This is a genomic window from Streptomyces sp. NPDC003720, from assembly GCF_042875075.1.
Classification (GTDB): Bacteria; Actinomycetota; Actinomycetes; order Streptomycetales; family Streptomycetaceae; genus Streptomyces.
The window spans coordinates 262,045-284,616 of sequence record NZ_JBIANZ010000010.1; the positions used below are offsets into that span (position 1 = coordinate 262,045).

Sequence of the window (22,572 nt, forward strand, 5' to 3'; positions counted from 1 at the left end):
ACCTCACAGCTCGAAGGACTCGTGGTGGATACGGCGGTCCGGCACCCGGGCCGCCCGCAGCGCCTGGTACACGTCCTGCGCGAAACCGTGCGGGCCGCATAGGTAGACGTCGTGCCCGGCCAGGTCCGGGAAGTTCGCCCGGAGCGACTCGGCGCTGAAGTCCGGCCGCTGCCCGTGCGGCCCGTTGAGCGCGTACAGCACCCGGCCGCCGCGCCGGCGGGCGATCGCCTCCAGCTCGCCGCCCAGCGCCAGGTCCTCGGCGTTGCGGGCCCGGTACAGCAGGGTGACCTCGCCGGGCAGCGTCTCGAACAGCGCCCGCAGCGGGGTGATCCCGACGCCGGCCGCGATCAGCAGGGAGCGGTGCGAGGTGGCCCGGTCCGCGGTCAGGGAGCCGTACGGGCCCTCCGCCCACACCCGGGTGCCCGGCCGCAGCAGCGGCACCGCCGCGCTGTGGTCGCCGAGCGCCTTCACCGTGATCCGCAGCAGGTCCGGGCGCGGCGGCGCCGACAGCGAGTACGGCGTGGACGTCCAGCCCATGCCCTCGCCCAGGAACCGCCAGCGGAAGAACTGCCCCGGCCGCGCCCCCAGCTCGTCCAGGTGCCGGCCGCGCACGACGACCGAGTACACGCCCGGCGCCTCCTTGTGCACCGAGTCCACCCGCAGCCGGTGCCGCCGGTTGAGCCGCACGGGCGCGAGGATCCGGAACCACACCGCCAGGGCCGCCACCCCGAGGTACAGCGCGTACCAGAGGGCGGTGGCCACCGGCCTGCCGTTGAACTGGTCGCCCAGCGTGAGCTGGTGGAAGAAGGCCAGGAACACGGCCGCGTACGTCAGCAGGTGGACGTAGTACCAGAACTCGTAGCTGGTGCGGCGCCGCGCGGCCCGGGCCGAGGTGATGCCGACCGCGAACAGGATCACCGTGCCGGCGGTCGCCTTCAGCATGTCCGGGTAGTCCAGGACCACCGTCACCGCCTCGTGCCACAGCGAGGCCCCGTCCTGCGCCGCGTACCCGGCGAGGATGAGCACCACGTGCGCGAGCAGCAGGCAGATCGTGTAGCGGCCGGCCATCGCGTGCCAGCGCGCCACCCGGTCCGAGCCGATCCGCACCTCCAGCAGCGGCACCCGGGCCATGAGCCCGACCAGCACCGCGCAGGCGTACCCGCACAGCAGGCCGGCGATCCGCCCGGCCCCGGTCAGCCAGCCGGCCGTGCCGACCACGGACCCGGTGTCCGTCCACCAGAGCGCGACCACGGCCGCCGCCCCCGCCCACAGCGCGGCCAGCACCCAGCCCGCCGGGGCACGCCGCGCCGCCCCAGGCAGGGGCGGGGCCGCCCGCCTCGTATACACGGTGGTCATCAGTGCCGTTCCCTTCGTCCGTCAGCCATGCCACTGTGCGGGCGCAAGTTCTGAGGCACCTCTGAAAAACCGGCTTGGGCGGGGTCCCGGGGGGCTTTCTCAGAGACATCTCAGACAGCCGCCCGCACGCTCAGAGGAAACTCAGAGGGGGGCGGGCGGACGGCCGGCCCCGTCAGGGGCGATGCTGGTAGGCGCCATGAACACCACTCGCTCCGGCCGCCCGGCCCTCACCCGACCCGACGGCACCCCGCTGCGCGTCCTGGTCGTCGACGACGACCCCGACCTCGCGGAGGTGCTGACCGGCGCCCTGCGCTACGAGGGCTGGGAGGTGCGCGCGGCCGGCGACGGCGCCGCCGCGGTCAGCGCCGCGCGCGAGCTGCTGCCCGACGCCGTCGTCCTCGACGTGATGCTGCCCGACACCGACGGCTTCGCCGTGCTGCGGCGGCTGCACGAGGTCAAGCCCGAGGTCTGCGTGCTGTTCCTCACCGCCCGGGACGCGGTCGAGGACCGCATCGCCGGCATCACCGCGGGCGGCGACGACTACGTCACCAAGCCCTTCAGCCTTGAGGAGGTCGTCGCCCGGCTGCGCGGCCTGCTGCGCCGGGCCGGCATGGCCCGCCAGCAGGAGGACGGGCCCCGGCTGGTCGTGGGGGACCTGGTCATGGACGAGGAGGCCCGCGAGGTGACCCGGTCCGGTGAGCTGATCGAACTGTCACCGACCGAGTTCGAGCTGCTGCGCTTTCTTATGCGCAACCCGCGCCGGGTGCTCAGCAAGGCCCAGATCCTCGACCGGGTCTGGTCCTACGACTTCGGCGGCCGGGCCCATGTGGTCGAGCTGTACATCTCCTATCTGCGCAAGAAGGTGGACGCGGGCCGCGAGCCCATGATCCACACGGTGCGCGGGGCGGGCTACGTACTGAAGCCGGTGACGCGGTGAGGAGCGCACCCCGGCTGCCCCGCCCCCGCACCCTGCGCGCCCGGCTCACCGTCGGCCTCGTGGTCCTGCTCGCGGTGAGCTGCGCGGCCGTGGGACTCGCCGCGGTCGTCGAGCTGAACGGCTTCCTGACCCAGCGCCTGGACGAACAGCTCGTCCAGGTCGGCACCCGGTTCCCGGAGAGCATGGAGCACGCCGCGCCGCGCACGGACCACGACGGCGACGAGCCCCTCGACACCCGCCGCCAGGCCACCGGCACCTTCGGCGCGCGCCTGCTGGACGGCCGGGTCACCCACAAGGGCCTCATCCGCTCCGGCGACCCCTCCGCCGACCTGAACGTCGACCTGACGGCCGGGGACCAGCGGCGGCTCGCCCGGCTCCCGGCTGACGGCCGCCCCCACACCATCGAGCTGTCCGCCCTGCACGACTACCGGGTCATCGCCTCCCCGGGCCGGGACGGGGACGTCCTGATCGTCGGCCTTCCGCTGGAGCCGGTCGAGGCCACCGTGCACCGCCTGGAACGGGTGGCCGGCGTCGTCTTCGGCCTCGCGCTCGTGGTCACCGGCGTGGCCGGGGCGCTCTGGGTCCGCTGGTCGCTGCGCCCGCTGAGCCGGGTCGCCGCCACCGCCACCCGGGTCAGCGAGCTGCCGCTCGCCAGCGGCGAGATCGCCCTGCCGCCCCGCGCCCCGGTGTCCGAGCCGCGCAGCGAGGTGGGCCAGGTGGCGGCCGCCTTCGACCGCATGCTCGGCCATGTCGAGGGCGCCCTGACCAAACGGCACGCCAGCGAGGAGCGGCTGCGCCGCTTCGCCGCCGACGCCAGCCACGAGCTGCGCACCCCCGTCGCCTCGGTCCGCGGCCACGCCGAACTCGCCCTCCTGCACCCCGGCCCGGTGCCGCCGGAGGTGCACCGCGCCCTGGAGCGCATCGCCGCCGAGTCCTCCCGCATGGGCGAGATGGTCGACGACCTCCTCCTGCTGGCCCGCCTGGACGCCGGCCGTCCCCTGGAGCGCCGCCCGGTCGACCTGACCCGGCTGGTGCTGGACGCGGTGACGGACGCGCGGGCCGCGGGCCCCGGCCACCGCTGGACGCTGGACCTGCCGGAGGAGCCGGTGACGGTGACGGGCGACGCCCACCGGCTTCACCAGGTGCTGGCCAACCTGCTGGCCAACGCCCGGCTGCACACCCCCGACGGCACCGAGGTGACGGTGACCCTGGCGGCCGGGGACGGCACGGCCCGCCTCTCGGTCCACGACGACGGCCCCGGCGTCCCCGAGGACGTGCGGCCGGGCGTCTTCGAACGGTTCACCCGCGCCGAGCACCGCCGCCGCGCGGACGCCTCCGGCGGCGGCGCGGGACTCGGCCTGTCGATCGTGGCGGCCGTGGTGGAGGCGCACGACGGCGGCGTCGAGCTGGAGAGCAAGCCGGGATCGACGACCTTCACGGTGCGGCTCAGTACCGCGTGACCGCCGTGGCGCCGTCCGCGGTACCGATCGCGACGTGCGGCCCGCGGGCCGGATCCGCCCAGCTCATGATCTTCCGCATGGCGTCCTCGGGCACGGACACGCAGCCGGCCGTCGCGCCCTCGCCGTTCACGTGCAGGAAGATCCCGGCGCCGCGCCCGCGCACGGGCCGGTCGTAGTTGAAGCCGATGACGAGCGCGTACCCGTACTGGGGGTCGTAGGAGCTCAGCTTCTCGGACTGCGCGGCCCGGCAGTCGGCGGGCAGCGGCTCGGTCCAGCGGTTGTACGACGTGGAGTCGTTGTCCTGGCACCACCAGGAGGCGGTCGTCACCGGCCGGTACTCGACGCGGGTCTCGGCCGGGGCGGCCCTGATGCCGAAGCCGAACGGGATGTCGTACAGGCCGGTCGGCGTCGTGTTCGTGCCCTGCACGCGCGCACCGCCTTCCACCAGCCCGTTCGCCCCGAACCGGGCGGGCGCGGAGCCCGTCTCGGTCCACTTCCCGTCCCGCAGGTCCCACCAGGTCACCGTCCCCGACGTCGAGCCGGCGCCCGGCGCCGACGCGGTGATCAGCTGGGTGCCGCCCCCGGTGTCCGCCATACGCGCGGGCAGCGGCTCCGCGTCGTGCCCGGGGGAGAGACCGAGCACGCAGACGGACGCGGACACGAGGGCGAGGACGACACCTTGGCGCATGGCTCAGACGCTAGACGGGGGGAGCGGCAACGGCAGCCCGGGTAGTCCGTCCAGGCTCGTCGCCACGTGCTCCTTCTTGGCGAAGTAGGCGCTCAGCGAGGCGTCGTCCTCCCGCGCGAACCGCCTCCCGTGCAGGTCGCGGTCCTCCTCGTACGCCATGAGGGGGACGGCGTAACCGCAGCTGTCGCGGATCAGCTCGGCGTGCACGACGACGACGGCGCGCAGCCCGTGGAGGCTCGGGTCGATGTCCGGGAAGCGGGCGAGCAGACCGGCGAAGCGCGGGTCGTCGCGGAAGACCGGCTCACCCCGGCCGTGCACCCGGACGATGTTCGGCGGCCCCTGGAAGGCGCACCACATGAGGGTGATGCGGCCGTTCTCCCGCAGGTGCGCGATCGTCTCCGCGCCGGAACCGGCGAAGTCCAGGTAGGCCACGGTGAGTTCGTCCAGCACCGCGAACGAGCCGCGCAGTCCCTTGGGGGAGAGGTTGACCGTGCCGTCGCCGGAGAGGGGAGCGGTGGCCGTGAAGAAGAGGGGCTGCTCCTCGATGAACGTCCGGAGCCTGCCGTCCAAGCGTGCGTGAGTCTTTCCCATGTCCGGCGATTATCGACCGGATTCCTTCGCCTGTCTAAGTAATTGCCGTGCGCTGTACGGGCATTCGTTCGGTCGCGGCCACCCCGGCCGGCGTCTGCGGGGTGGCCGCGCCCTCCTGTCACCTCACTTCGTGAGCGTGCAGGCGGCGAGGGTGTCGAGGCCGGTGGGCCTGGTGGAGGTGCGGCCGATGGCGATGGCGATGCGGTCGATGGTGGAGGCGCGCTTGTCCTTGAGGGGGCCGAGGATGGCGTTGTTCACGAAGTCGGGTCCGCCCTGGCCGACGGTTCTGGCGAGCCGCGTGTTCGCTTCCTGGATCTGGGTCTGGAGCAGGGTGAGGTTGCGGTCGACCTCGGCCTTGGCGGACGCCGGTACGGCGGGCAGCCGGGAGGCGACGTCGGGGCAGCTGATGGTGCCCGCCGCGGTGGCGCCGCCCGCCTGACCGTTGTTGCCGTTGCCGTTGCCGTTGCCGGCGCCCGAGCCGTTGTCCGCGGCTCCGCCGGTGTTCAGCGTGCAGGCGGCGAGGGTGTCGAGGCCGGTGGGCTTGGTGGAGGTGCGGCCGATGGCGATGGCGATGCGGTCGATGGTGGAGGCGCGCTTGTCCTTGAGGGGGCCGAGGATGGCGTTGTTCACGAAGTCGGGTCCGCCCTGGCCGACGGTTCTGGCGAGCCGCGTGTTCGCTTCCTGGATCTGGGTCTGGAGCAGGGTGAGGTTGCGGTCGACCTCGGCCTTGGCGGACGCCGGTACGGCGGGCAGCCGGGAGGCGACGTCGGGGCAGCTGATGGTGCCGGGGGCGGCGAGCGTGCGGGCGTTCGCCGCGCCGCCGTTCCCGCCGGGCGTCCCGGCGAGCGCGGAACCGGCGACCACCGCGCCGGACAGCACCACGGCGGCGGCGCCGCCGATGACCGCCACGCGACGCCTGTCGTACTTCGGAAGAGCCCTGGACATGCGGAAGCCTCACTCGGGTCGGGGATACGGAAGCGGTTCGGGTCGGGCAACGCGGCGCCTGCGTTCGGAGGTGATTACGGGAAAGCGATTTCATCCGTTCAACCGGACGCCGGAACTCCCCGGAGACCCCGGCTCACCGGAGCGGCGATTGACGAATCATGCGGAGTTCTGCATACTCATGCATGTCAGCGAATGCACTGTGAGGAGAAACCCGTGACCGAGCGCGTCGTACTCGCCTATTCAGGCGGTCTGGACACCTCCGTCGCCATCGGCTGGATCGCCGAGGAGACGGGCGCCGAGGTCATCGCCGTTGCGGTCGACGTCGGCCAGGGCGGCGAGGACCTGGACGTCATCCGCAAGCGCGCCCTCGCGTGCGGCGCCGTCGAGGCCGAGGTCGCCGACGCCAAGGACGAGTTCGCCGAGGAGTACTGCCTCCCGGCGATCAAGGCCAACGCCCTCTACATGGACCGCTACCCGCTGGTCTCCGCCCTGTCCCGGCCGACGATCGTCAAGCACCTGGTCGCCGCCGCCCAGAAGCACGGCGCCACCACGGTCGCCCACGGCTGCACCGGCAAGGGCAACGACCAGGTCCGCTTCGAGGCCGGCATCGTCGCCCTCGCCCCGGACCTGAAGTGCATCGCCCCGGTCCGCGACTACGCGATGACCCGGGACAAGGCGATCGCCTTCTGCGAGGCCAAGCAGCTCCCGATCGCCACCACCAAGAAGTCCCCGTACTCCATCGACCAGAACGTCTTCGGGCGCGCCGTCGAGACGGGCTTCCTGGAGGACATCTGGAACGCGCCGATCGAGGACATCTACGAGTACACCTCCAACCCGGCCGTCCAGCGTGAGGCCGACGAGGTGGTCATCACCTTCAAGGAGGGCGTCCCGGTCGCGATCGACGGCAAGCCCGTCAGCGTGCTGCAGGCCATCCAGCAGCTCAACGAGCGGGCCGGCGCCCAGGGCATCGGCCGGATCGACATGGTCGAGGACCGCCTGGTCGGCATCAAGTCCCGCGAGGTGTACGAGGCCCCCGGCGCGATCGCCCTGATCACCGCCCACCAGGAGCTGGAGAACGTCACCGTCGAGCGCGAGCTGGCCCGCTACAAGCGGCAGGTCGAGCAGCGCTGGGGCGAGCTGGTCTACGACGGCCAGTGGTTCTCCCCGCTCAAGCGCGCCCTGGACGGCTTCGTCAACGAGGCCAACCAGCACGTCTCCGGCGACATCCGGATGACCCTGCACGGCGGCCGCGCCGTCGTCACCGGCCGGCGCTCGGAGTCGTCGCTGTACGACTTCAACCTCGCCACCTACGACACCGGCGACACCTTCGACCAGGCCGCGGCCAAGGGCTTCATCGACATCTACAGCCTGTCGTCGAAGATTGCCGCCAAGCGCGACCTGGGCTGAGCCGGGGCGACCCCGTACGGGTCACCTCGCACGCATCGCCTGACAGCCGCCTCCCCGCCTGCAAGGGTGGGGAGGCGGCCGCACAGAGACGACTTCTCGAGGAGCAACGCAAGTGAGCAGCAACAGCGGTGACGTACGGCTCTGGGGCGGCCGTTTCGCCGACGGTCCCGCCGAGGCCCTGGCGAAGCTGTCCGCGTCCGTCCACTTCGACTGGCGGCTCGCGCCCTACGACATCGCGGGCTCCCGCGCCCACGCCCGCGTCCTGCACAAGGCGGGGCTCCTCACCGAGGACGAGCTGACGCGCATGATCGCCGGGCTCGACCGGCTGGAGGCGGACGTGGCGGACGGCTCCTTCGTCGGCACCATCGCCGACGAGGACGTCCACACCGCCCTGGAGCGCGGCCTGCTGGAGCGCCTCGGCCCCGACCTCGGCGGCAAGCTGCGTGCCGGCCGCTCCAGGAACGACCAGGTCGCGACGCTCTTCCGGATGTACCTGCGGGACCACGCCCGGATCATCGGCGGTCTGATCGCGGAACTCCAGGACGCCCTGATCGGCCTCGCCGAGGCCCACCCCGACGTGGCGATGCCCGGCCGCACCCACCTGCAGCACGCCCAGCCGGTGCTCTTCGCCCACCACGTGCTCGCGCACGTGCAGTCCCTGTCCCGGGACGCCGAGCGGCTGCGCCAGTGGGACGCGCGCACGGCCGTCTCGCCGTACGGCTCCGGCGCCCTGGCCGGCTCCTCGCTGGGCCTGGACCCGGAGGCGGTGGCGAAGGACCTCGGCTTCGAGCACGGCAGCGCCGGCAACTCCATCGACGGCACGGCGTCCCGCGACTTCGTGGCGGAGTTCGCCTTCGTCACCGCGATGATCGGGGTCAACCTGTCCCGGATCGCCGAGGAGATCATCATCTGGAACACGAAGGAGTTCTCCTTCGTGACCCTGCACGACGCGTTCTCCACCGGCTCGTCGATCATGCCGCAGAAGAAGAACCCGGACATCGCCGAGCTGGCGCGCGGCAAGTCGGGCCGGCTGATCGGCAACCTGACCGGTCTCATGGCGACGCTGAAGGCCCTGCCCCTCGCGTACAACCGAGACCTCCAGGAGGACAAGGAGCCGGTCTTCGACTCCTGCGACCAGCTCGAGGTCCTGCTCCCGGCCTTCACCGGCATGATGGCCACCCTCACGGTCAACCGCGAGCGCATGGAGGAGCTGGCCCCGGCCGGTTTCTCGCTCGCCACCGACATCGCCGAGTGGCTGGTGAAGCAGGGCGTGCCGTTCCGCGTGGCCCACGAGGTCGCGGGGGAGTGCGTGAAGGTCGCCGAGGCCGAGGGCAAGGAGCTGGACGAGCTCACGGACGAGCAGTTCGCGAAGATCTCCGCCCACCTCACCCCGGAGGTCCGCTCGGTCCTCGACGTGCCCGGCGCGCTCGCCTCCCGCAGCGGCCGCGGCGGCACGGCGCCGAGCGCGGTCGCCGTCCAGCTCGCCGAGGTCAAGGCGGACGTGGCGGCCCAGCACGCGTGGGCCACCGCGCCCCGCAAGGCGTACGCGGGTCCGCGCGGCGACGCGTAGGGCGCCCGCCCTCGCCGATGCGGCGGTCCGGCCGAGTCGTCGGGCGGATCCCGAAGGCGTCGCGGGTTACGTTGGTCGTCGAAGCCGTACCGGAGCCGACCGAACGGAGCCTGCGATGCCTTTCGCCCGCCTCGCGACAGCGACCACGCCGACGAGCCACATCGGCCTCGGCCTGGCCGCGGTGGGCCGCCCCGGCTACATCAACCTCGGCCGCGAGCAGGACCTCGGCGAGGACCGGAGCATCGAGGCCCTGCGCGCGCGTACTCACGAACTCCTCGACGCCGCCTACGCGCAGGGCGTGCGCTACTTCGACGTGGCCCGCTCCTACGGCCGCTCCGAGGAGTTCCTCGCCGACTGGCTGGCCGCCCGTCCGGACGTCGACGACGTGGTCGTCGGCAGCAAGTGGGGCTACACCTACACCGCCGGCTGGTCCACCGACGCCGAACGGCACGAGGTGAAGGACCACGGCCTGGCGACGTACGAGCGGCAGCGCGCGGAGACCGGGGAACTGCTCGGCGACCGGCTCGACCTCTACCAGATCCACTCGGTGACCCCGGACAGCCCGGCCCTCACCGACAAGGAACTCCACGCCCGACTCGCCGAGGCGGCCGCCGGCGGACTCACCGTCGGCTTCTCCACCAGCGGACCCGCCCAGGCCGACGCCATCCGCGCCGCGCTCGCGGTGACGGTCGAGGGCGAGCCGCTCTTCCGCACCGTCCAGTCGACGTACAACGCCCTGGAGACGTCGGCCGGACCCGCGCTGGCCGAGGCGCACGACGCCGGGCTGACCGTGATCGTCAAGGAGGGCATGGCCAACGGCCGGCTCGCCGCGCCGCACGCCCCGGACACGCTGAGGTCGGTGGCCGAGGAGACCGGGCTCGGCTGCGACGCCGTGGCCCTCGCCCTGGTTCTGCGGCAGCCATGGGCCGGTGTCGTCCTCTCGGGCGCCGCGACGCTCGACCAGCTCGCCTCCAACCTGCACGCGGCCGTCGTGGACCTCGACGTGGACCAGCTCACCCGGCTCGCCACGCTGGTGGAGGACCCGCGCGCCTACTGGGAGCGGCGCGGACAGCTCCCCTGGCACTGACCGTCACCCGCTCGAACCGGCTCCGACCAGCGGTCATGAGTCACGCATGCCCATAGTGAGACATCAATGTCTCACTTGGGCTATCCTTGTCTCATGGCGCTCGATCGTGACCAGGTGCTGCGCAGCGCGGCCGCCCTGCTGACCCGCAAGTCCACCGCGACCATGGACGAGGTGGCCAGGGCCGCCGGCATCAGCCGGGCCACCCTGCACCGCCACTTCGCGGGCCGCGACGCCCTCGTCCGGGCCCTGGAGGCGCTCGGCATCGCGGAGTGCGAGGCCGCCCTGGACGCCGCCCGCCTGGACGACGGCCCGGCGGGCGAGGCGGTCCGCCGCCTGGTCCGCGTCATCGAGCCCGCGGCCGGCCTGCTCGCCTTCCTCTACACCGAGAACCAGCTCTTCGAGGGCGAGGAGCAGAACGAGGGCTGGACCCGCCTCGACGAACGCCTCACCGGCCTGTTCCGGCGCGGCCAGGAGAGCGGCGAGTTCCGCATCGACCTGACCCCGGCCTGGCTCACCGAGGCCCTGTACGGCCTGCTGGCCTCCGGCGCCTGGGCGGTCGCCGAGGGCCGGGTCGCCGGCAAGGACTTCAGCCACATGGTCGTCGAGCTGCTGCTCGGCGGCGCACGACGTGCGAACGCACCGCAAAGAGAGGAATCATGACCAGCACCCTGCAGCCGGCCGGCACGACCGGGGCGGTGAGGCGCCCGGGCCGCTGGCTCGCGCTCTCCGTCCTCGTCCTGGCCGTGCTGCTGGTGGCCGTCGACGCCACCGTCCTCGGTCTCGCCACCCCCTACATCAGCGAGGACCTGCGCCCCTCCGGCACCCAGCTGCTGTGGATCGGCGACGTCTACTCCTTCGTCATCGCCGGACTGCTGGTCTCCATGGGCAGCCTGGGCGACCGCATCGGCCGCAAGCGCATCCTGCTCGTCGGCGCGACCGCGTTCGGCGCGGTCTCCGTCCTGAACGCCTACGCGGCCACCCCCGAGATGATGATCCTCGCGCGGGCGCTGCTCGGCGTCGCCGGCGCCACCCTGATGCCCGCCACCCTCGCCCTGATCCGCAACCTCTTCCACGACCCGCGCGAGCGCAGCCTCGCCATCGGCATCTGGGGCGCCACCGCCTCCGCCGGCACGGCCGTCGGCCCCATCGCGGGCGGCTTCCTGCTGGAGCACTTCTGGTGGGGCTCGGTGTTCCTGATCAACCTGCCGGTCATGGCGGTGCTGGTGCTGGTCGGCATCCGCACGCTGCCCGAGTCCCGCAACCCGCGCCCCGGGCCCTGGGACCTGAGCAGTGTGGTGCTGTCCCTCGTCGGCATGATCGGCATCGTGTACGCGGTCAAGGAGGCGGCCGCGCACGGCCCGACCCCGGTCGCGGCGGCCGCGGGCCTGCTGGGCGCCGCCGCCCTGTACGGCTTCGTGCGCCGCCAGCTCACCATGCCGGTCCCGCTGCTGGACATGCGCCTGTTCCGGCGCCGGGGCTTCAGCGGGGCGGTCCTCGCCGACCTGCTGACCGTGCTGGGCATGTCCGGCCTGGTCTTCTTCCTCTCCCAGTACCTGCAACTCGTCCAGGGCAGGCGCCCGTTCGAGGCGGGCCTGGCCGAACTGCCCGCGGCCGCCGGCGCGGTGGCGGCCGGCCTGGTCGCGGGCCGCGCGGCCCGCCGCTTCTCGGTGCGGGTGGTGGTCTCCGGCGGCCTGGCGGCGGTCGGCGCGGCCCTGGCGGTGCTGACGACGCTGAGCCGGTCCACGGGCTACCCGCTGCTCGGCGCCGCGCTGCTCGTCGTGGGCGTGGGCGCCGGCTTCTCCTTCACGGTGACCGCCGACGTCATCCTCGCCGGCGTCCCCAAGGACGAGGCGGGCGCGGCGTCCGCGGTCTCGGAGACGGCGTACGAACTCGGCGCGGCCCTCGGCATCGCCCTGCTGGGCTCCATCGTGACGGGCGCGTACCGCGGCTTCGCCGGCCCGGCGGGCACCCCGGCCCGCGCCCACGAGTCACTGGGCGGCGCGGTGGAGGCGGCGAAGGACATGCCGGCGCTCCCGGCCCAGCACATGCTGGACGCCGCCCGCGACTCCTTCGTCCACGGCCTCCACCTGGCCTCGGGCGCCGGAGCCGCAGTCCTGCTGGCCACAGCGGCGGCGGCCTGGTTCCTCCTGAAGAACCAGAACCTGGAGAACCCGGAGTGAGCAAGGTGCCCCGAAAGGGGGGGCGGGGAACTGCGCGACCAGCCAGGAAGCACCTGCGGGCGCGACGAAGCAGCACCCCCACGGCGGTGAGGCGCCCAACCGCCGGAGGCTTACGCCGCCTTCGCCTTGGTGGCGTACATGTCCACGTACTCCTGCCCCGACAGCCGCATGACCTCGGCCATCACCGAGTCGGTCACCGCCCGCAGCACGTAGCGGTCCCGGTCCATCCCCTCGTACCGGGAGAACTCCATCGCCTCGCCGAAGCGGACGGTCACCCTGCCGGGCCGCGGGAAGCCGGACCCGCCCGGCTGCAGCTTGTCCGTGCCGATCATCGCGAAGGGGACCACCGGGGCGCCCGTCATCAGGGTGAGCCGGGCGATGCCGGTGCGGCCGCGGTAGAGGCGGCCGTCGGGGGAGCGGGTGCCCTCCGGGTAGATGCCGAAGATCCTGCCCTCGTCGAGGACCCGGCGTCCGGTCATCAGGGCCGCGACACCGCCGCGGCCGCCGTCGCGGTCCACCGGGACCATGCCGACGCCGGTGAAGAACCACGCCATGAGCCGGCCCTTGAGGCTCTTGCCGGTGACGTACTCGTCCTTGCCGATGAAGACGACCTGGCGGTCGCAGACCAGGGGCAGGATCATCGAGTCGATGAAGGTCAGGTGATTACCGGCCAGGATGACCGGCCCGTCCCCCGGGATGTGCTCCACGCCCTCCACCTGAGGGCGGAACATCAGACGCATGATCGGTCCGAGCACGGCCTTGATGAGCGCGAAGCGGGACAACGGGTCCTCCGATGTCGAGGTGAACGATATGTGTCTGTGCAGGTGAGGACATTACTCGCGGCTCCGGGGGAAGCGCACATCGGGGAGGCCCGGTTCACCGAGGTCTTACGCACTGTTGACACTGGTTTACCTGCGGTGAAGCGCCGGAACCCGGGTGTGGCGTCCGGGTGGGCGATGTGACGGACATCGCGCGGAGCCCCGTACCGTCCGGCTACCCGCTCCGCGTCCCGGAACGCCCGACGCACCGTCACATTCCGCCTCCCGGCGGACATCCGGCGTCACCCGCCTGTTCCGACGGGGGTCTCCCGTCCGTCACCCGGACACCCCTACGATCGGCGCGCACCGGCGCCCCGGAACGGGGACGCCGGGGACCGACAGGCGGCGAACGGCAGGAGGGCGCATGGACCGGATGGACGGCGACCGGGCGGACGAGGGACAGCGGGCCACCGGACGGCGGGCCGTGCTCGGCGCGGCGGTGCTCGGCGCGGGCGGGGCGGTCCTCGGGCTGCCCGGCGCCGCCCGGGCGGCCGGCGCCGGTAAGGCCGGACCCGGCGGGCGCGGGCTGAAGAGCCTGCCGGTGCCGACGATCATCGGGCACCGGGGCGCCAGCGGCTATCGCCCCGAGCACACCTTCGGCTCCTACGAGCTGGCCCTGGACTTCGGCGCGGACATCGTGGAGGCCGGCGACCTGGTGCCCACCAGGGACGGCCACCTCGTCTGCCGGCACGAGCCCGAGATCGGCGGCACCACGGACGTCGCCTCGCACCCCGAGTTCGCCGGCCGCAGAACCACCAAGACGCTGGACGGCGTGTCCACCACCGGCTGGTTCACCGAGGACTTCACCCTCGCCGAGCTGAAGACGCTGCGCGCCGTCGAGCGCATCCCGGCCAACCGGCCGCACAACACCCTCTACGACGGGCGCTTCGAGATCCCCACCTTCGAAGAGGTCCTGAAGTGGCAGGACGAGCAGACCCGCAAGCGGGGCCGGCAGGTCTGGATCTACCCGGAGACCAAGCACCCCACCTACTTCCGCAAGCTGGGCCTCGGCCTGGAGGAGCGGGTGGCGAAGCTGCTGCGCAAGCACGGAAAGGACGGCCGGAACGCGCCGGTGATCCTGCAGTCCTTCGAGCCGACCAGCATCCAGCGGCTGAACCGGCTCGTCGACAACCCGCTGGTCGTGCTGCTCTCCTCGGCGAACAGCCGCCCCTACGACTTCGTCGACAGCGGCGACCCGCGCACGGTCGCCGACCTCGTCACGCCCAAGGGCCTGCGGGAGATCGCCGGTTACGCCCAGGGCATCGGCCCGACCCTGGACCTGGTCATCCCGAAGAAGGCGGACGGCACCCTCGCCGAGCCGAGCACGCTGGTCGCCGACGCGCACAAGGTCGGGCTGATCCTGCACCCCTACACCATGCGCAACGAGAACCCCTTCCTCCCGGCCGAGTACCGCAAGGGCAGCGCGGCGGACGCCTACGGCGACGCCTTCGCCGCATTCGCCACGTACTTCGCCACCGGCATCGACGGCGTCTTCACCGACAACGCCGACACCGGTCTGCTCGCCCGGGCCGACTTCCTGGCCCGCTGACCCGCGGCCCACGTCAACGCCCGGCGGGACACGCACCCTTTCGGGGTGAACGCGCGCCGTCCCGGAACCCGGCACCGGGGCGGCGCGTCGTTCCGCACATGACGCACGACCTGGTGGCCGCCCTCGGCCCCCTGCTCACCGCCGAGGCGTCGGCCGAGGCGCAGGCGGCCGGGAGCGAGCCGGCCGACCTGGAACAGGCCGTCTGGCTGCGGCTGCTGGAGCGGCTCGCGGCCGGCGGGCCGCCGGCGGACCCGCAGGGCTGGCTGCGCGGCGCCGTGCGCGCCGAGGCCCGCCGCGGCCGCCGTACCACCCGGCACGAGCGGCCGTACGAAGCCGAACCGGCCGACGACGCGCGCCCCGGTCCGGAGCAGCTCGCTCTCACCGCCGCCCGGCACCGCGCGCTGCGCGAGGCGGTCCGCGGGCTGCCCGGGCGCTGCCCCCGGCTGCTGGCGGCGCTCCTCTCGCCCGAGGATCCGACATACCGGGAAATCGCCGGGGAGTTGGGTATCTCACAGGGCAGTCTCGGACCGGAACGCTCCAGATGTCTCGGATGTCTGCGACGAGTACTCGCGCCGGAGGTTGCGGCCCGCGGAGCGCGGGGATAGGAGTGGGGGACGACCGGTGATCAGGTGAGCGGGAGGCATGCGCACATGGGCATGAGCGTGACCATCTCGGTGGCGACCGAGCAGGACGCGGAGCAGATCTTCAGGCTCCAGTACCTGTGCTTCCAGGGCGAGGCGGCGCTGTACGGCAACTACCGCATCGATCCGCTCGTGCAGAGCCTGGAGTCCGTCCGTCAGGAGGTCGCCCAGGACTGCGTGTTCGTCGCACGACTCGGCGAGGAGGTGGTCGGCTCGGTGCGCGGCAAGGTGACCGAGGACGGCGCGGCCGCCATCGGCAAGCTCTGCGTCCACCCGCGGCTCCAGGGCCACGGCATCGGCGCGCGGCTGCTGCGCGCGGCCGAGACGGCGCTGTCCGAGCAGCGCGGCGCCACCCGGTTCCGCCTCCACACCGGCCACCGCAGCGAGGGCAACCTCCGGCTGTACCGCCGGGTCGGCTACGAGACGGTGGGCCGGTCCACGGGCGCCGACGGCGTGGAGCTGATCGTCCTGGAGAAGCGGGCGGGCACGTACGCGGCTACCGCGTGACGCGCTCGCGCGACCTGCGCAGCCAGTACATCGCCGACAGCGGCAGCAGCACCGGGATGAAGACGTACCCCATGCCGTAGTCGGACCAGACGGTCGCGTCCGGGAAGGCGGACGGATCGACCAGGGTCCAGGTACCCACGATCAGCACGCCCGCGAGCTCGGCGGCACAGCACACCAGTGCCGCCCTGCGGGCCTTCTCCCCGCCCCGGACCAGCGAGTACGTGATGAACCCGTACACCACGCCGGCCACCGCCGACAGCGAGTAGGCCAGCGGCGCCCGGCCGAAGTCCGTCGCGATCTGGTACACCGAGCGCGACACCGCCCCGACCACCATCACGCCGTAGAACCAGACGAGCAGCATGCCCGGCCCGCTGATCAGCCGGGCCGGCTTCTCCCGCACCGCCGTCATCTCAGGCTCCCCAGATGTCATAGAGCCGCACCTCCAGCACGGCGAGGACCACACCGCCGGCGGCCACCGTCACCGAGCCCCACCGGGTCCGCTCGGCCAGCGACATGAAACCGGCCGCCGGCACGCAGGCGAACGCGCCCAGCAGATAGGCCAGGAAGATCGCCGTGCCCTGCTCCGGCTTCTCGCCCCGCGCCAGCTGCACGATGCCGACGACCAGCTGGACCGCGGCCAGCAGCGACACCACGCCCATGCCGATGAAGTGCCAGTCCTTGGTCGGCTGGTCCCGGTAGGCGGCCCAGCCGCACCAGGCGGCGAGCAGCAGCGCGGTGAGCCCGGTCACCAGCGTCAGGGCATTGAGCATGCCGTGACCCTATTACGGCGGAAACGGACCGCCGCCGCCGACCCCGTCGTACGCCGTAGGGTCTAGACCATGACGATCCACGCACAAGCCCTCCTGTTCGACAACGACGGCACCCTGGTCTCCTCCCTCGAATCCGTCGAGCGATGCTGGACGCGCTGGGCGCGGGAGTACGGGATCACGGCCGAGGAGTTCGGGCGGGTGGAACTGCACGGACGGACCGCGGCGGAGATAGTCGCCGACCTGCTGCCCGCCCGTCTGGTCCCGGAGGCGGTCGCGCGGGTCGAACAGCTCGAGGTGGAGGACGTGCCCCGCGGAGGGGTGCGGCTGCTGCCCGGGACGCGGGACTTCCTGGACTCGCTGCCCGCCGACCGCTGGGCCGTCGTGACCTCCGCCACCAGGCGGCTGGCGGAAGCCCGGCTGAACGCGGTGGGCATCCTGCCCAAGACGTTCGTCGCCGCCGACGACGTCACGCGGGGCAAGCCCGACCCCGAGCCCTACCTGCTGGCGGCCCGGCAGCTCGGCGTGGACCCGGCCCGCTGCGTGGTCTTCGAGGACGCCCCCGCGGGGCTCCGGGCCGGACGCGCGGCCGGCATGACCACCGTGGCGTTGGCCACAACCCACCGGGCCGCGGAACTGCGGGCCGACCTGGTGGTCGGGGACCTCTCGGCCCTGTCCGCACTGGTCACCGACGAAGGAGTGGAGATCTCCGTCCGCGGCTGAGCGTCCCCCACCGCTGTCCATCGCTGTCCACTATGCGGACAGTGCGCGCCGGTCAGCACCGTCGGTCTGGTTTACTGATCGCATGACCACGACGAGCAGCCGCACCCCTGCGACCGAGGCGACCATGCCGCCCGGTGCTCGCTGTATGTGTCGAATGTGCGCCTTCTAGAGGGCCCCCGCACCACCTGAGCCTCGCGCCCCGAAGCGAGAGCCGCGGCCTGTCCCCGCCGCCGCAGCGGCACCCGGGACGGACGCCGCCCCCACTGCCCGATGGGCATGGGGTGACCCCCACCGCGCACACGATGTTCTCCCCGGTTCCATCGCCACAGCGAGAACCGTGCCGCGTCCCTGACCGAATGCAACGCACCCGTGCCCGGGCACACCCACGCCCCCGCACTCGACAGTGACGGAAATCCTGTGATCACCACATCGGGCCTGACCAAGGTCTACCGCTCCCGCGGCCGCGAGGTCACCGCCCTCGACGGCGTCGATCTCCACGTCCGCGAGGGCGAGGTCTACGGCGTCATCGGCCAGTCCGGCGCCGGCAAGTCGTCGCTCATCCGCTGCGTCAACCTGCTGGAGCGGCCCACCTCCGGCACGGTGACCGTCGCCGGGGAGGACCTCACCGCCCTCGTCGGCCACGGCTCCCGGGCCGGCCGGGAACTGCGCCGGGCGCGCAGCCGGATCGGCATGGTCTTCCAGCACTTCAACCTGCTCTCCACCCGGACCGTGCAGGACAACGTCGAACTCCCGCTGGAGATCCTCGGCAAGTCCGGCAAGGAGCGCTCCCGCAAGGCCCTGGAGCTGCTGGACCTGGTCGGCCTCGCGGACAAGGCGAAGGCCCACCCCGCCCAGCTCTCCGGCGGCCAGAAGCAGCGCGTCGGCATCGCCCGCGCCCTGGCCGGCGACCCCAAGGTGCTGCTCTCCGACGAGGCCACCAGCGCCCTGGACCCGGAGACCACGCGCTCGATCCTGCAGTTGCTGCGCGACCTGAACCGGCAGCTCGGCCTGACCGTCCTGCTCATCACCCACGAGATGGACGTGGTGAAGTCGATCTGCGACTCCGCGGCCCTCATGGACAAGGGGCGGATCGTGGAGTCCGGCACGGTCAGCGAGCTGCTGGCCACCCCGGGCTCCGAGCTCGCCTCCGCACTCTTCCCGGTCGGCGGCGAGGCCACCGGCGCCGACCGGACCGTCCTGGACGTCACCTTCCACGGCGAGGCCGCCACCCAGCCGGTCATCTCCCAGCTCTCGCGCACCTACAACATCGACATCTCGATCCTCGGCGCCGCCATCGACACCGTCGGCGGGCTCCAGATCGGCCGCATGCGCATCGAGCTGCCCGGCCGCTACGAGGACAACGTGGTGCCGGTCGGGTTCCTGCGCGAGCAGGGTCTGCAGATCGACGTCGTCGAACACGAGGGCCAGGAGCCCGTACTGGTCAAGGAGGGCGCGAAGTGACCTGGTCCGAGATGTGGCCGCTGCTGGAACCGGAGTGCTGGAACACCGCCTACATGGTCGGCTGGTCCACGCTCATCGCCGTCGCCGGCGGTCTGCCGCTCGGCCTCCTGCTCGTGCTCAGCGAGCGCGGCGGCCTGCTGCAGAACGTCGTGGTGAACAAGGTCCTCGGGCAGGTCGTGAACATCGCCCGCTCCATGCCGTTCATCATCCTCATGCTCGCGCTGACCAGCTTCACCCGGTGGGTCACCGGGACCAGCATCGGCCGGGACGCCGCCATCGTGCCGCTGGCCATCGGCGCCATCCCGTTCTTCGCGCGCCTCGTCGAGACGGCCGTCCGCGAAGTGGACGGCGGGCTCGTCGAAGCCGTGCAGTCGATGGGCGGCAACACCTTCACCATCGTCCGCAAGGTCCTCGTGCCGGAGGCCCTGCCGTCGCTGATCGCCTCCGCCACCACCACCCTCGTCGCGCTCATCGGCTACTCCGCCATGGCCGGCACCGTCGGCGCCGGCGGTCTCGGCGACCTCGCCGTCCGCTACGGCTACCAGCGCTTCGAGACCGGCCTGATGTGGGTGATCGTGGCGATCCTCGCCGTCGTCATCTCCCTCATCCAGTTCGCCGGCGACTACGCGGCCCGCGCCCTGCACCACCGCGGCGCCCGCTCCGGCCCCGCGCCCAGGCTGCGCCTGCTCAAGGCCAGGGAGCCGGCGGCCGCCGACGTCACCGAAGTCGCCTGAGCGCCACCGCCCCAGAACTCCCCGTCCACCTGTCACGGGGTCGCACCACCCAAGGAAAGGCACTTTTCGTGCGTAACACCGCCAAGCTCACCACCGCCGTCCTCGCCGCCGGAGCCCTCACCCTCGGGCTCAGCGCCTGCGGCTCCGACAAGGGCTCCGCCGGCTCCTCCGACTACAGCGGACCGCTGGTCGTCGCCGCGAGCCCGACCCCGCACGCCGAGATCCTGAACTTCGTCAAGAAGAACCTGGCGAAGAAGGCGGGCCTCGACCTCGAGGTCAAGGAGTTCACCGACTACATCACGCCGAACACGGCGACCGAGGACGGCTCGGTGGACGCCAACTACTTCCAGAACCAGCCGTACCTCGACGACTTCAACAAGAAGCGCGGCACCCACATCGCGCCCGTCGTCACGGTGCACCTGGAGCCGCTCGGCCTCTACTCCCACAAGGTCAAGAAGGCCGACGCGCTGAAGAGCGGTGCGACCATCGCCGTCCCGAACGACGCCGTGAACGAGGCTCGCGCCCTGAAGCTGCTCGCCGCCAACGGGCTGATCACCCTCAAGGACGGCGTGGGCACCGAGGCCACCCCGCGGGACATCACCAAGAACCCGAAGAAGCTCCAGTTCAAGGAGGTCGAGGCGGCCCAGACCGCGCGCTCCCTCGACGACGTGGACGCGGCGGTGATCAACGGCAACTACGCCATCTCCTCCGGCATCAAGCCCGCCAAGGAGGCCCTCGTCCTGGAGTCCGCGAAGAACAGCCCGTACGGCAACTTCCTCGCGGTCAAGGAAGGCGACGAGAAGGACCCCCGGGTCAAGAAGCTCGCCAAGCTGCTGACCTCGCCCGAGGTGAAGAAGTTCATCGAGGACCAGTACCAGGGCTCGGTCATCCCGTCCTTCTGAGCCCATATCGCCACGCACGGGGTCTGCTCACTTACATGGAGTGGACCCCGTTGTGCGTTTCGGTGCTTTCATGCTGCATGCTGGGCAGTTCAGCAGCCTCTGCAGGATTTTCCGAAGGTTACGGAGCGGCGCATGAGTAGCACCTTCCCCAACGTCTCCATCAGCACGGAGCGGTTGGTGCTGCGGCCCCTCGACGAGGACGACGTGCCCGCGATGGCCGAAATGATGAACGACGAGCAGATCGCCGCCTGGACCGACGTGCCGCAGCCGTTCACCGAGAACGGCGCCCGGCACTGGATCACCGCGTACGCGCCCGCCGAACGCGCCGCGGGCCGGGGCCTGGACCTCGCGGTCACCGAGTTCCTCACCCAGCGCCTGGTCGGCATCGTCCAGCTCGCCAAGACCAACTGGCACCTGCGCTCCACCGAGCTGTCGTACATCATCGCGCCCTGGGCCCGCGGTGAGGGCTACGCGTCCGAGGCCGCGCTCGCCACCGCCCACTGGCTGTTCGGCGACCAGAAGTTCGAGCGCATCGAGCTCCGCACCGCCGCCGGCAACACCGCCTCCCAGCAGGTCGCCCAGAAGATCGGCTGCATCAGCGAGGGCGTGCTGCGCAACGCCTGCATAGCCCACGCCCGCACCGCGGACGGCACCTGGACCGACACCCGTACCGACTTCATCGTCTGGAGCCTGCTCCCGGAGGACCTCGAAGGCGGCGACGAGCAGTTCGCCGACACCGGTGACTTCACCTCCTATTCCGACTGGAACTGACACCACCGCGGCGCGGGCGACCGCGCGCCGCATCGCCCCCCACCGCGCGTCCGACCGGCCTCACCCGGTACGCTCACGGAGCCCACCCAGGGCCCGTACCCCCGACGACCTGCGGAAACGGAGACTGACGACGATGGCCGACCGGGTCACGGTGATCGGCTGGGACGGCTCGCCGCCGACCGAAGCGGCCCGCGCCGCCCTCGGCGCCGCCACGCTCGTGGCGGGCGCGGCCCACCACCTGGCGCTCCCCGATGTCCCGCCCGCCGCCGAGCGCGTCCGCCTCGGCAGCGTCTCCCTGGCCGCCCGCCGCATCGCCGCCCACCGCGGCACCGCCGTCGTCCTCGCCGACGGCGACCCCGGCTTCTTCGGCGTCGTACGGACCCTGCGCGCACCGGAGTTCGGACTCGAGGTCGAGGTCGTCCCCGCCGTCTCCTCCGTGGCCGCCGCCTTCGCCCGCGCCGGCATGCCCTGGGACGACGCCCAGGTGGTCGTCGCCCACCGGCGTACCCTGCGCCGCGCCGTCAACGTGTGCCGGGCCCACACCAAGGTCGCCGTCCTCACCTCGCCGGGCGCCGGGCCCGCCGAACTCGGCCTCCTGATGGAGGGGGTCCACCGGACCTTCGTCATCTGCGAGGAACTGGGCACCGCACGCGAACAGGTCACCGTCGTCACCTCCGACAAGGCCGCCGACCACACCTGGCGCGACCCCAACGTCGTCATCGTCGTCGGCGGCCGGGCGGCGGCGGCCGAGGACGGCGGCTGGATCGCCGGACGCGACCCGGGCGCCGGGCCGCGCGGCTGGGTGCAGCCGGACGAGGCGTACGGCGCGCCCGGCGGTCTCGGCGAGGGCGAGACCCAGCTGCTGCGGGCCGCCCAACTCGCCCGGCTCGGACCCCGCGTCGGCGACCTCGTCTGGGACATCGGCTGCGGCAGCGGCGCGTTGGCCACCGAGGCCGCGCGCGCCGGGGCCGCCGTCATCGCCGTCGACCGGCTGCCCGAGGCCTGCGCCCGGACCGAGGCGGCCGCGCGCCGCTTCGGCGTCCAGCTCCAAGTGGTCCACGGCACCGCCCCGCACGTGCTGGAGAACCTGCCCGAACCCGACGTCGTACGCGTGGGCGGCGGGGGAGCGGCCGTGGTCTCGGCCGTCGCCGACCGCCGGCCGCAGCGCATCGTCGCCCACGCCGCGACCCGCGACGAGGCCGAACTCGTCGGCCGCGGGCTGACCGAGCACGGGTACCGGGTCGAGTGCGCCCTGCTGCAGTCCGTCGAACTGGACACCGGCGCCTGGACGGAGACCGAGCGGAACGTTGCGTTCCTGCTCAGCGGGGTGCTGGCCGAGCGCGCCCCGTGATCCTGTTGTCGTACCGCGCGCGGTAGGCTGGCCGATCGTTGTGCCGTACCGGTGGCCCGGAGCTTCGTTCGTCAATGTCCGGAAAGCGCGCCCGTTTTGGGGTGGGGTGTGGTACGGCAGAACCTGA

The 22,572-nt window shown here is 72.4% G+C and carries 23 protein-coding genes; 16 read left to right on the forward strand and 7 right to left on the reverse strand.

Annotated features, from left to right (window positions below):
• Positions 1–3: 3 nt before the first annotated feature.
• Complete coding sequence (locus tag ACFYU0_RS27435; RefSeq protein ID WP_351663987.1) at positions 4–1,356, reverse strand: ferredoxin reductase family protein; 1,353 nt, start codon at positions 1,354–1,356, stop codon at positions 4–6.
• A gap of 196 nt (positions 1,357–1,552) precedes the next feature.
• Between ACFYU0_RS27435 and ACFYU0_RS27440 the strand changes: the two genes are divergently transcribed.
• Positions 1,553–2,293, forward strand: coding sequence for a response regulator transcription factor (locus ACFYU0_RS27440; RefSeq protein WP_351663985.1), 741 nt, complete (start codon positions 1,553–1,555; stop codon positions 2,291–2,293).
• Positions 2,290–3,753 carry a sensor histidine kinase gene (locus ACFYU0_RS27445; protein ID WP_389304752.1) on the forward strand — a complete coding sequence of 488 codons (1,464 nt, stop codon included), beginning with the start codon at positions 2,290–2,292 and terminating at the stop codon, positions 3,751–3,753. The genes ACFYU0_RS27440 and ACFYU0_RS27445 overlap by 4 nt, the downstream gene beginning before the upstream one ends.
• Here the strand turns inward: ACFYU0_RS27445 and ACFYU0_RS27450 are convergent.
• From ACFYU0_RS27450 to ACFYU0_RS27460, 3 genes are all read right to left on the reverse strand, one after another.
• Positions 3,740–4,441, reverse strand: a complete 702-nt coding sequence (locus ACFYU0_RS27450) for a L,D-transpeptidase (protein WP_389304753.1) — start codon at positions 4,439–4,441, stop codon at positions 3,740–3,742. The genes ACFYU0_RS27445 and ACFYU0_RS27450 overlap by 14 nt on opposite strands.
• A 3-nt stretch (positions 4,442–4,444) precedes the next feature.
• Positions 4,445–5,032 carry a pyridoxamine 5'-phosphate oxidase family protein gene (locus tag ACFYU0_RS27455; protein WP_389304754.1) on the reverse strand — a complete coding sequence of 196 codons (588 nt, stop codon included), beginning with the start codon at positions 5,030–5,032 and terminating at the stop codon, positions 4,445–4,447.
• 123 nt (positions 5,033–5,155) lie between these two features.
• Positions 5,156–5,977, reverse strand: coding sequence for a hypothetical protein (locus ACFYU0_RS27460; protein WP_389304755.1), 822 nt, complete (start codon positions 5,975–5,977; stop codon positions 5,156–5,158).
• Positions 5,978–6,190: 213 nt separating this feature from the next.
• Between ACFYU0_RS27460 and ACFYU0_RS27465 the strand changes: the two genes are divergently transcribed.
• From ACFYU0_RS27465 to ACFYU0_RS27485, 5 genes are all read left to right on the forward strand, one after another.
• A complete protein-coding gene (locus tag ACFYU0_RS27465; RefSeq protein WP_351663977.1) occupies positions 6,191–7,384 on the forward strand; it encodes an argininosuccinate synthase in 1,194 nt (397 codons plus the stop codon).
• Positions 7,385–7,496: 112 nt separating this feature from the next.
• Positions 7,497–8,954 (forward strand): argininosuccinate lyase, encoded by a 1,458-nt coding sequence (argH, locus tag ACFYU0_RS27470; protein WP_389304756.1) that lies wholly within the window; start codon positions 7,497–7,499, stop codon positions 8,952–8,954.
• Positions 8,955–9,069: 115 nt separating this feature from the next.
• Complete coding sequence (locus tag ACFYU0_RS27475; protein WP_389304757.1) at positions 9,070–10,041, forward strand: aldo/keto reductase; 972 nt, start codon at positions 9,070–9,072, stop codon at positions 10,039–10,041.
• A 93-nt stretch (positions 10,042–10,134) separates the two neighbouring features.
• Positions 10,135–10,701, forward strand: coding sequence for a TetR/AcrR family transcriptional regulator (locus tag ACFYU0_RS27480; protein WP_389304758.1), 567 nt, complete (start codon positions 10,135–10,137; stop codon positions 10,699–10,701).
• Positions 10,698–12,221 carry an MFS transporter gene (locus tag ACFYU0_RS27485; RefSeq protein ID WP_389304759.1) on the forward strand — a complete coding sequence of 508 codons (1,524 nt, stop codon included), beginning with the start codon at positions 10,698–10,700 and terminating at the stop codon, positions 12,219–12,221. The genes ACFYU0_RS27480 and ACFYU0_RS27485 overlap by 4 nt, the downstream gene beginning before the upstream one ends.
• 110 nt (positions 12,222–12,331) lie before the next feature.
• On the opposite strand, the gene ACFYU0_RS27490 is transcribed toward ACFYU0_RS27485, so the two are convergent.
• On the reverse strand, positions 12,332–13,003 hold the full coding sequence (locus ACFYU0_RS27490) for a lysophospholipid acyltransferase family protein (RefSeq protein WP_351663967.1): 672 nt from the start codon (positions 13,001–13,003) through the stop codon (positions 12,332–12,334).
• A 400-nt stretch (positions 13,004–13,403) separates the two neighbouring features.
• On the opposite strand from ACFYU0_RS27490, the gene ACFYU0_RS27495 reads away from it, so the two are divergent.
• The 3 genes from ACFYU0_RS27495 to ACFYU0_RS27505 all read left to right on the forward strand — a co-directional run bounded on the left by ACFYU0_RS27495 (position 13,404) and on the right by ACFYU0_RS27505 (position 15,736).
• Complete coding sequence (locus ACFYU0_RS27495) at positions 13,404–14,588, forward strand: glycerophosphodiester phosphodiesterase (protein WP_351663965.1); 1,185 nt, start codon at positions 13,404–13,406, stop codon at positions 14,586–14,588.
• Positions 14,589–14,686: 98 nt separating this feature from the next.
• Complete coding sequence (locus ACFYU0_RS27500) at positions 14,687–15,193, forward strand: sigma-70 family RNA polymerase sigma factor (RefSeq protein ID WP_351663963.1); 507 nt, start codon at positions 14,687–14,689, stop codon at positions 15,191–15,193.
• A gap of 45 nt (positions 15,194–15,238) precedes the next feature.
• Positions 15,239–15,736 carry a GNAT family N-acetyltransferase gene (locus ACFYU0_RS27505; RefSeq protein ID WP_351663961.1) on the forward strand — a complete coding sequence of 166 codons (498 nt, stop codon included), beginning with the start codon at positions 15,239–15,241 and terminating at the stop codon, positions 15,734–15,736.
• Here the strand turns inward: ACFYU0_RS27505 and ACFYU0_RS27510 are convergent.
• Positions 15,726–16,145 carry a hypothetical protein gene (locus tag ACFYU0_RS27510; protein ID WP_351664177.1) on the reverse strand — a complete coding sequence of 140 codons (420 nt, stop codon included), beginning with the start codon at positions 16,143–16,145 and terminating at the stop codon, positions 15,726–15,728. The two genes, ACFYU0_RS27505 and ACFYU0_RS27510, sit on opposite strands and share 11 nt — an antisense overlap.
• Position 16,146: 1 nt before the next feature.
• Positions 16,147–16,506, reverse strand: a complete 360-nt coding sequence (locus ACFYU0_RS27515) for a hypothetical protein (RefSeq protein ID WP_351663959.1) — start codon at positions 16,504–16,506, stop codon at positions 16,147–16,149.
• A 69-nt stretch (positions 16,507–16,575) separates the two neighbouring features.
• On the opposite strand from ACFYU0_RS27515, the gene ACFYU0_RS27520 reads away from it, so the two are divergent.
• The 6 genes from ACFYU0_RS27520 (at position 16,576) to cbiE (ending at position 22,445) form a co-directional block, all read left to right on the forward strand.
• Positions 16,576–17,226, forward strand: coding sequence for an HAD family hydrolase (locus ACFYU0_RS27520; protein ID WP_351663957.1), 651 nt, complete (start codon positions 16,576–16,578; stop codon positions 17,224–17,226).
• 417 nt (positions 17,227–17,643) lie between these two features.
• Positions 17,644–18,687: a methionine ABC transporter ATP-binding protein gene (locus ACFYU0_RS27525; RefSeq protein WP_389304760.1), complete on the forward strand. Its 1,044-nt coding sequence runs from the start codon at positions 17,644–17,646 to the stop codon at positions 18,685–18,687.
• Positions 18,684–19,421, forward strand: coding sequence for a methionine ABC transporter permease (locus tag ACFYU0_RS27530; RefSeq protein WP_351663952.1), 738 nt, complete (start codon positions 18,684–18,686; stop codon positions 19,419–19,421). Before ACFYU0_RS27525 ends, ACFYU0_RS27530 begins: the two co-directional genes overlap by 4 nt.
• Positions 19,422–19,489: 68 nt before the next feature.
• Positions 19,490–20,323: a MetQ/NlpA family ABC transporter substrate-binding protein gene (locus tag ACFYU0_RS27535; protein WP_389304761.1), complete on the forward strand. Its 834-nt coding sequence runs from the start codon at positions 19,490–19,492 to the stop codon at positions 20,321–20,323.
• 132 nt (positions 20,324–20,455) lie between these two features.
• A complete protein-coding gene (locus tag ACFYU0_RS27540) occupies positions 20,456–21,094 on the forward strand; it encodes a GNAT family N-acetyltransferase (RefSeq protein WP_389304762.1) in 639 nt (212 codons plus the stop codon).
• A gap of 133 nt (positions 21,095–21,227) precedes the next feature.
• The gene (gene cbiE, locus ACFYU0_RS27545) at positions 21,228–22,445 is read left to right on the forward strand and encodes a precorrin-6y C5,15-methyltransferase (decarboxylating) subunit CbiE (protein ID WP_389304763.1); all 1,218 of its coding nucleotides are present in this window, start codon (positions 21,228–21,230) and stop codon (positions 22,443–22,445) included.
• Positions 22,446–22,572 lie beyond the last annotated feature (127 nt).

Coding starts and splice junctions, on each gene's coding strand:
- ACFYU0_RS27495 (WP_351663965.1), top strand. CDS start 13,404: ATGGACCGGATGGACGGCGACCGGGCGGACGAGGGACAGCGGGCCACC.
- ACFYU0_RS27455 (WP_389304754.1), bottom strand. CDS start 5,032: ATGGGAAAGACTCACGCACGCTTGGACGGCAGGCTCCGGACGTTCATC.
- ACFYU0_RS27440 (WP_351663985.1), top strand. CDS start 1,553: ATGAACACCACTCGCTCCGGCCGCCCGGCCCTCACCCGACCCGACGGC.
- ACFYU0_RS27510 (WP_351664177.1), bottom strand. CDS start 16,145: ATGACGGCGGTGCGGGAGAAGCCGGCCCGGCTGATCAGCGGGCCGGGC.
- ACFYU0_RS27520 (WP_351663957.1), top strand. CDS start 16,576: ATGACGATCCACGCACAAGCCCTCCTGTTCGACAACGACGGCACCCTG.
- ACFYU0_RS27505 (WP_351663961.1), top strand. CDS start 15,239: ATGGGCATGAGCGTGACCATCTCGGTGGCGACCGAGCAGGACGCGGAG.
- ACFYU0_RS27460 (WP_389304755.1), bottom strand. CDS start 5,977: ATGTCCAGGGCTCTTCCGAAGTACGACAGGCGTCGCGTGGCGGTCATC.
- ACFYU0_RS27475 (WP_389304757.1), top strand. CDS start 9,070: ATGCCTTTCGCCCGCCTCGCGACAGCGACCACGCCGACGAGCCACATC.
- ACFYU0_RS27480 (WP_389304758.1), top strand. CDS start 10,135: ATGGCGCTCGATCGTGACCAGGTGCTGCGCAGCGCGGCCGCCCTGCTG.
- ACFYU0_RS27450 (WP_389304753.1), bottom strand. CDS start 4,441: ATGCGCCAAGGTGTCGTCCTCGCCCTCGTGTCCGCGTCCGTCTGCGTG.
- ACFYU0_RS27540 (WP_389304762.1), top strand. CDS start 20,456: ATGAGTAGCACCTTCCCCAACGTCTCCATCAGCACGGAGCGGTTGGTG.
- ACFYU0_RS27485 (WP_389304759.1), top strand. CDS start 10,698: ATGACCAGCACCCTGCAGCCGGCCGGCACGACCGGGGCGGTGAGGCGC.
- cbiE (WP_389304763.1), top strand. CDS start 21,228: ATGGCCGACCGGGTCACGGTGATCGGCTGGGACGGCTCGCCGCCGACC.
- ACFYU0_RS27435 (WP_351663987.1), bottom strand. CDS start 1,356: ATGACCACCGTGTATACGAGGCGGGCGGCCCCGCCCCTGCCTGGGGCG.
- ACFYU0_RS27515 (WP_351663959.1), bottom strand. CDS start 16,506: ATGCTCAATGCCCTGACGCTGGTGACCGGGCTCACCGCGCTGCTGCTC.
- ACFYU0_RS27500 (WP_351663963.1), top strand. CDS start 14,687: ATGACGCACGACCTGGTGGCCGCCCTCGGCCCCCTGCTCACCGCCGAG.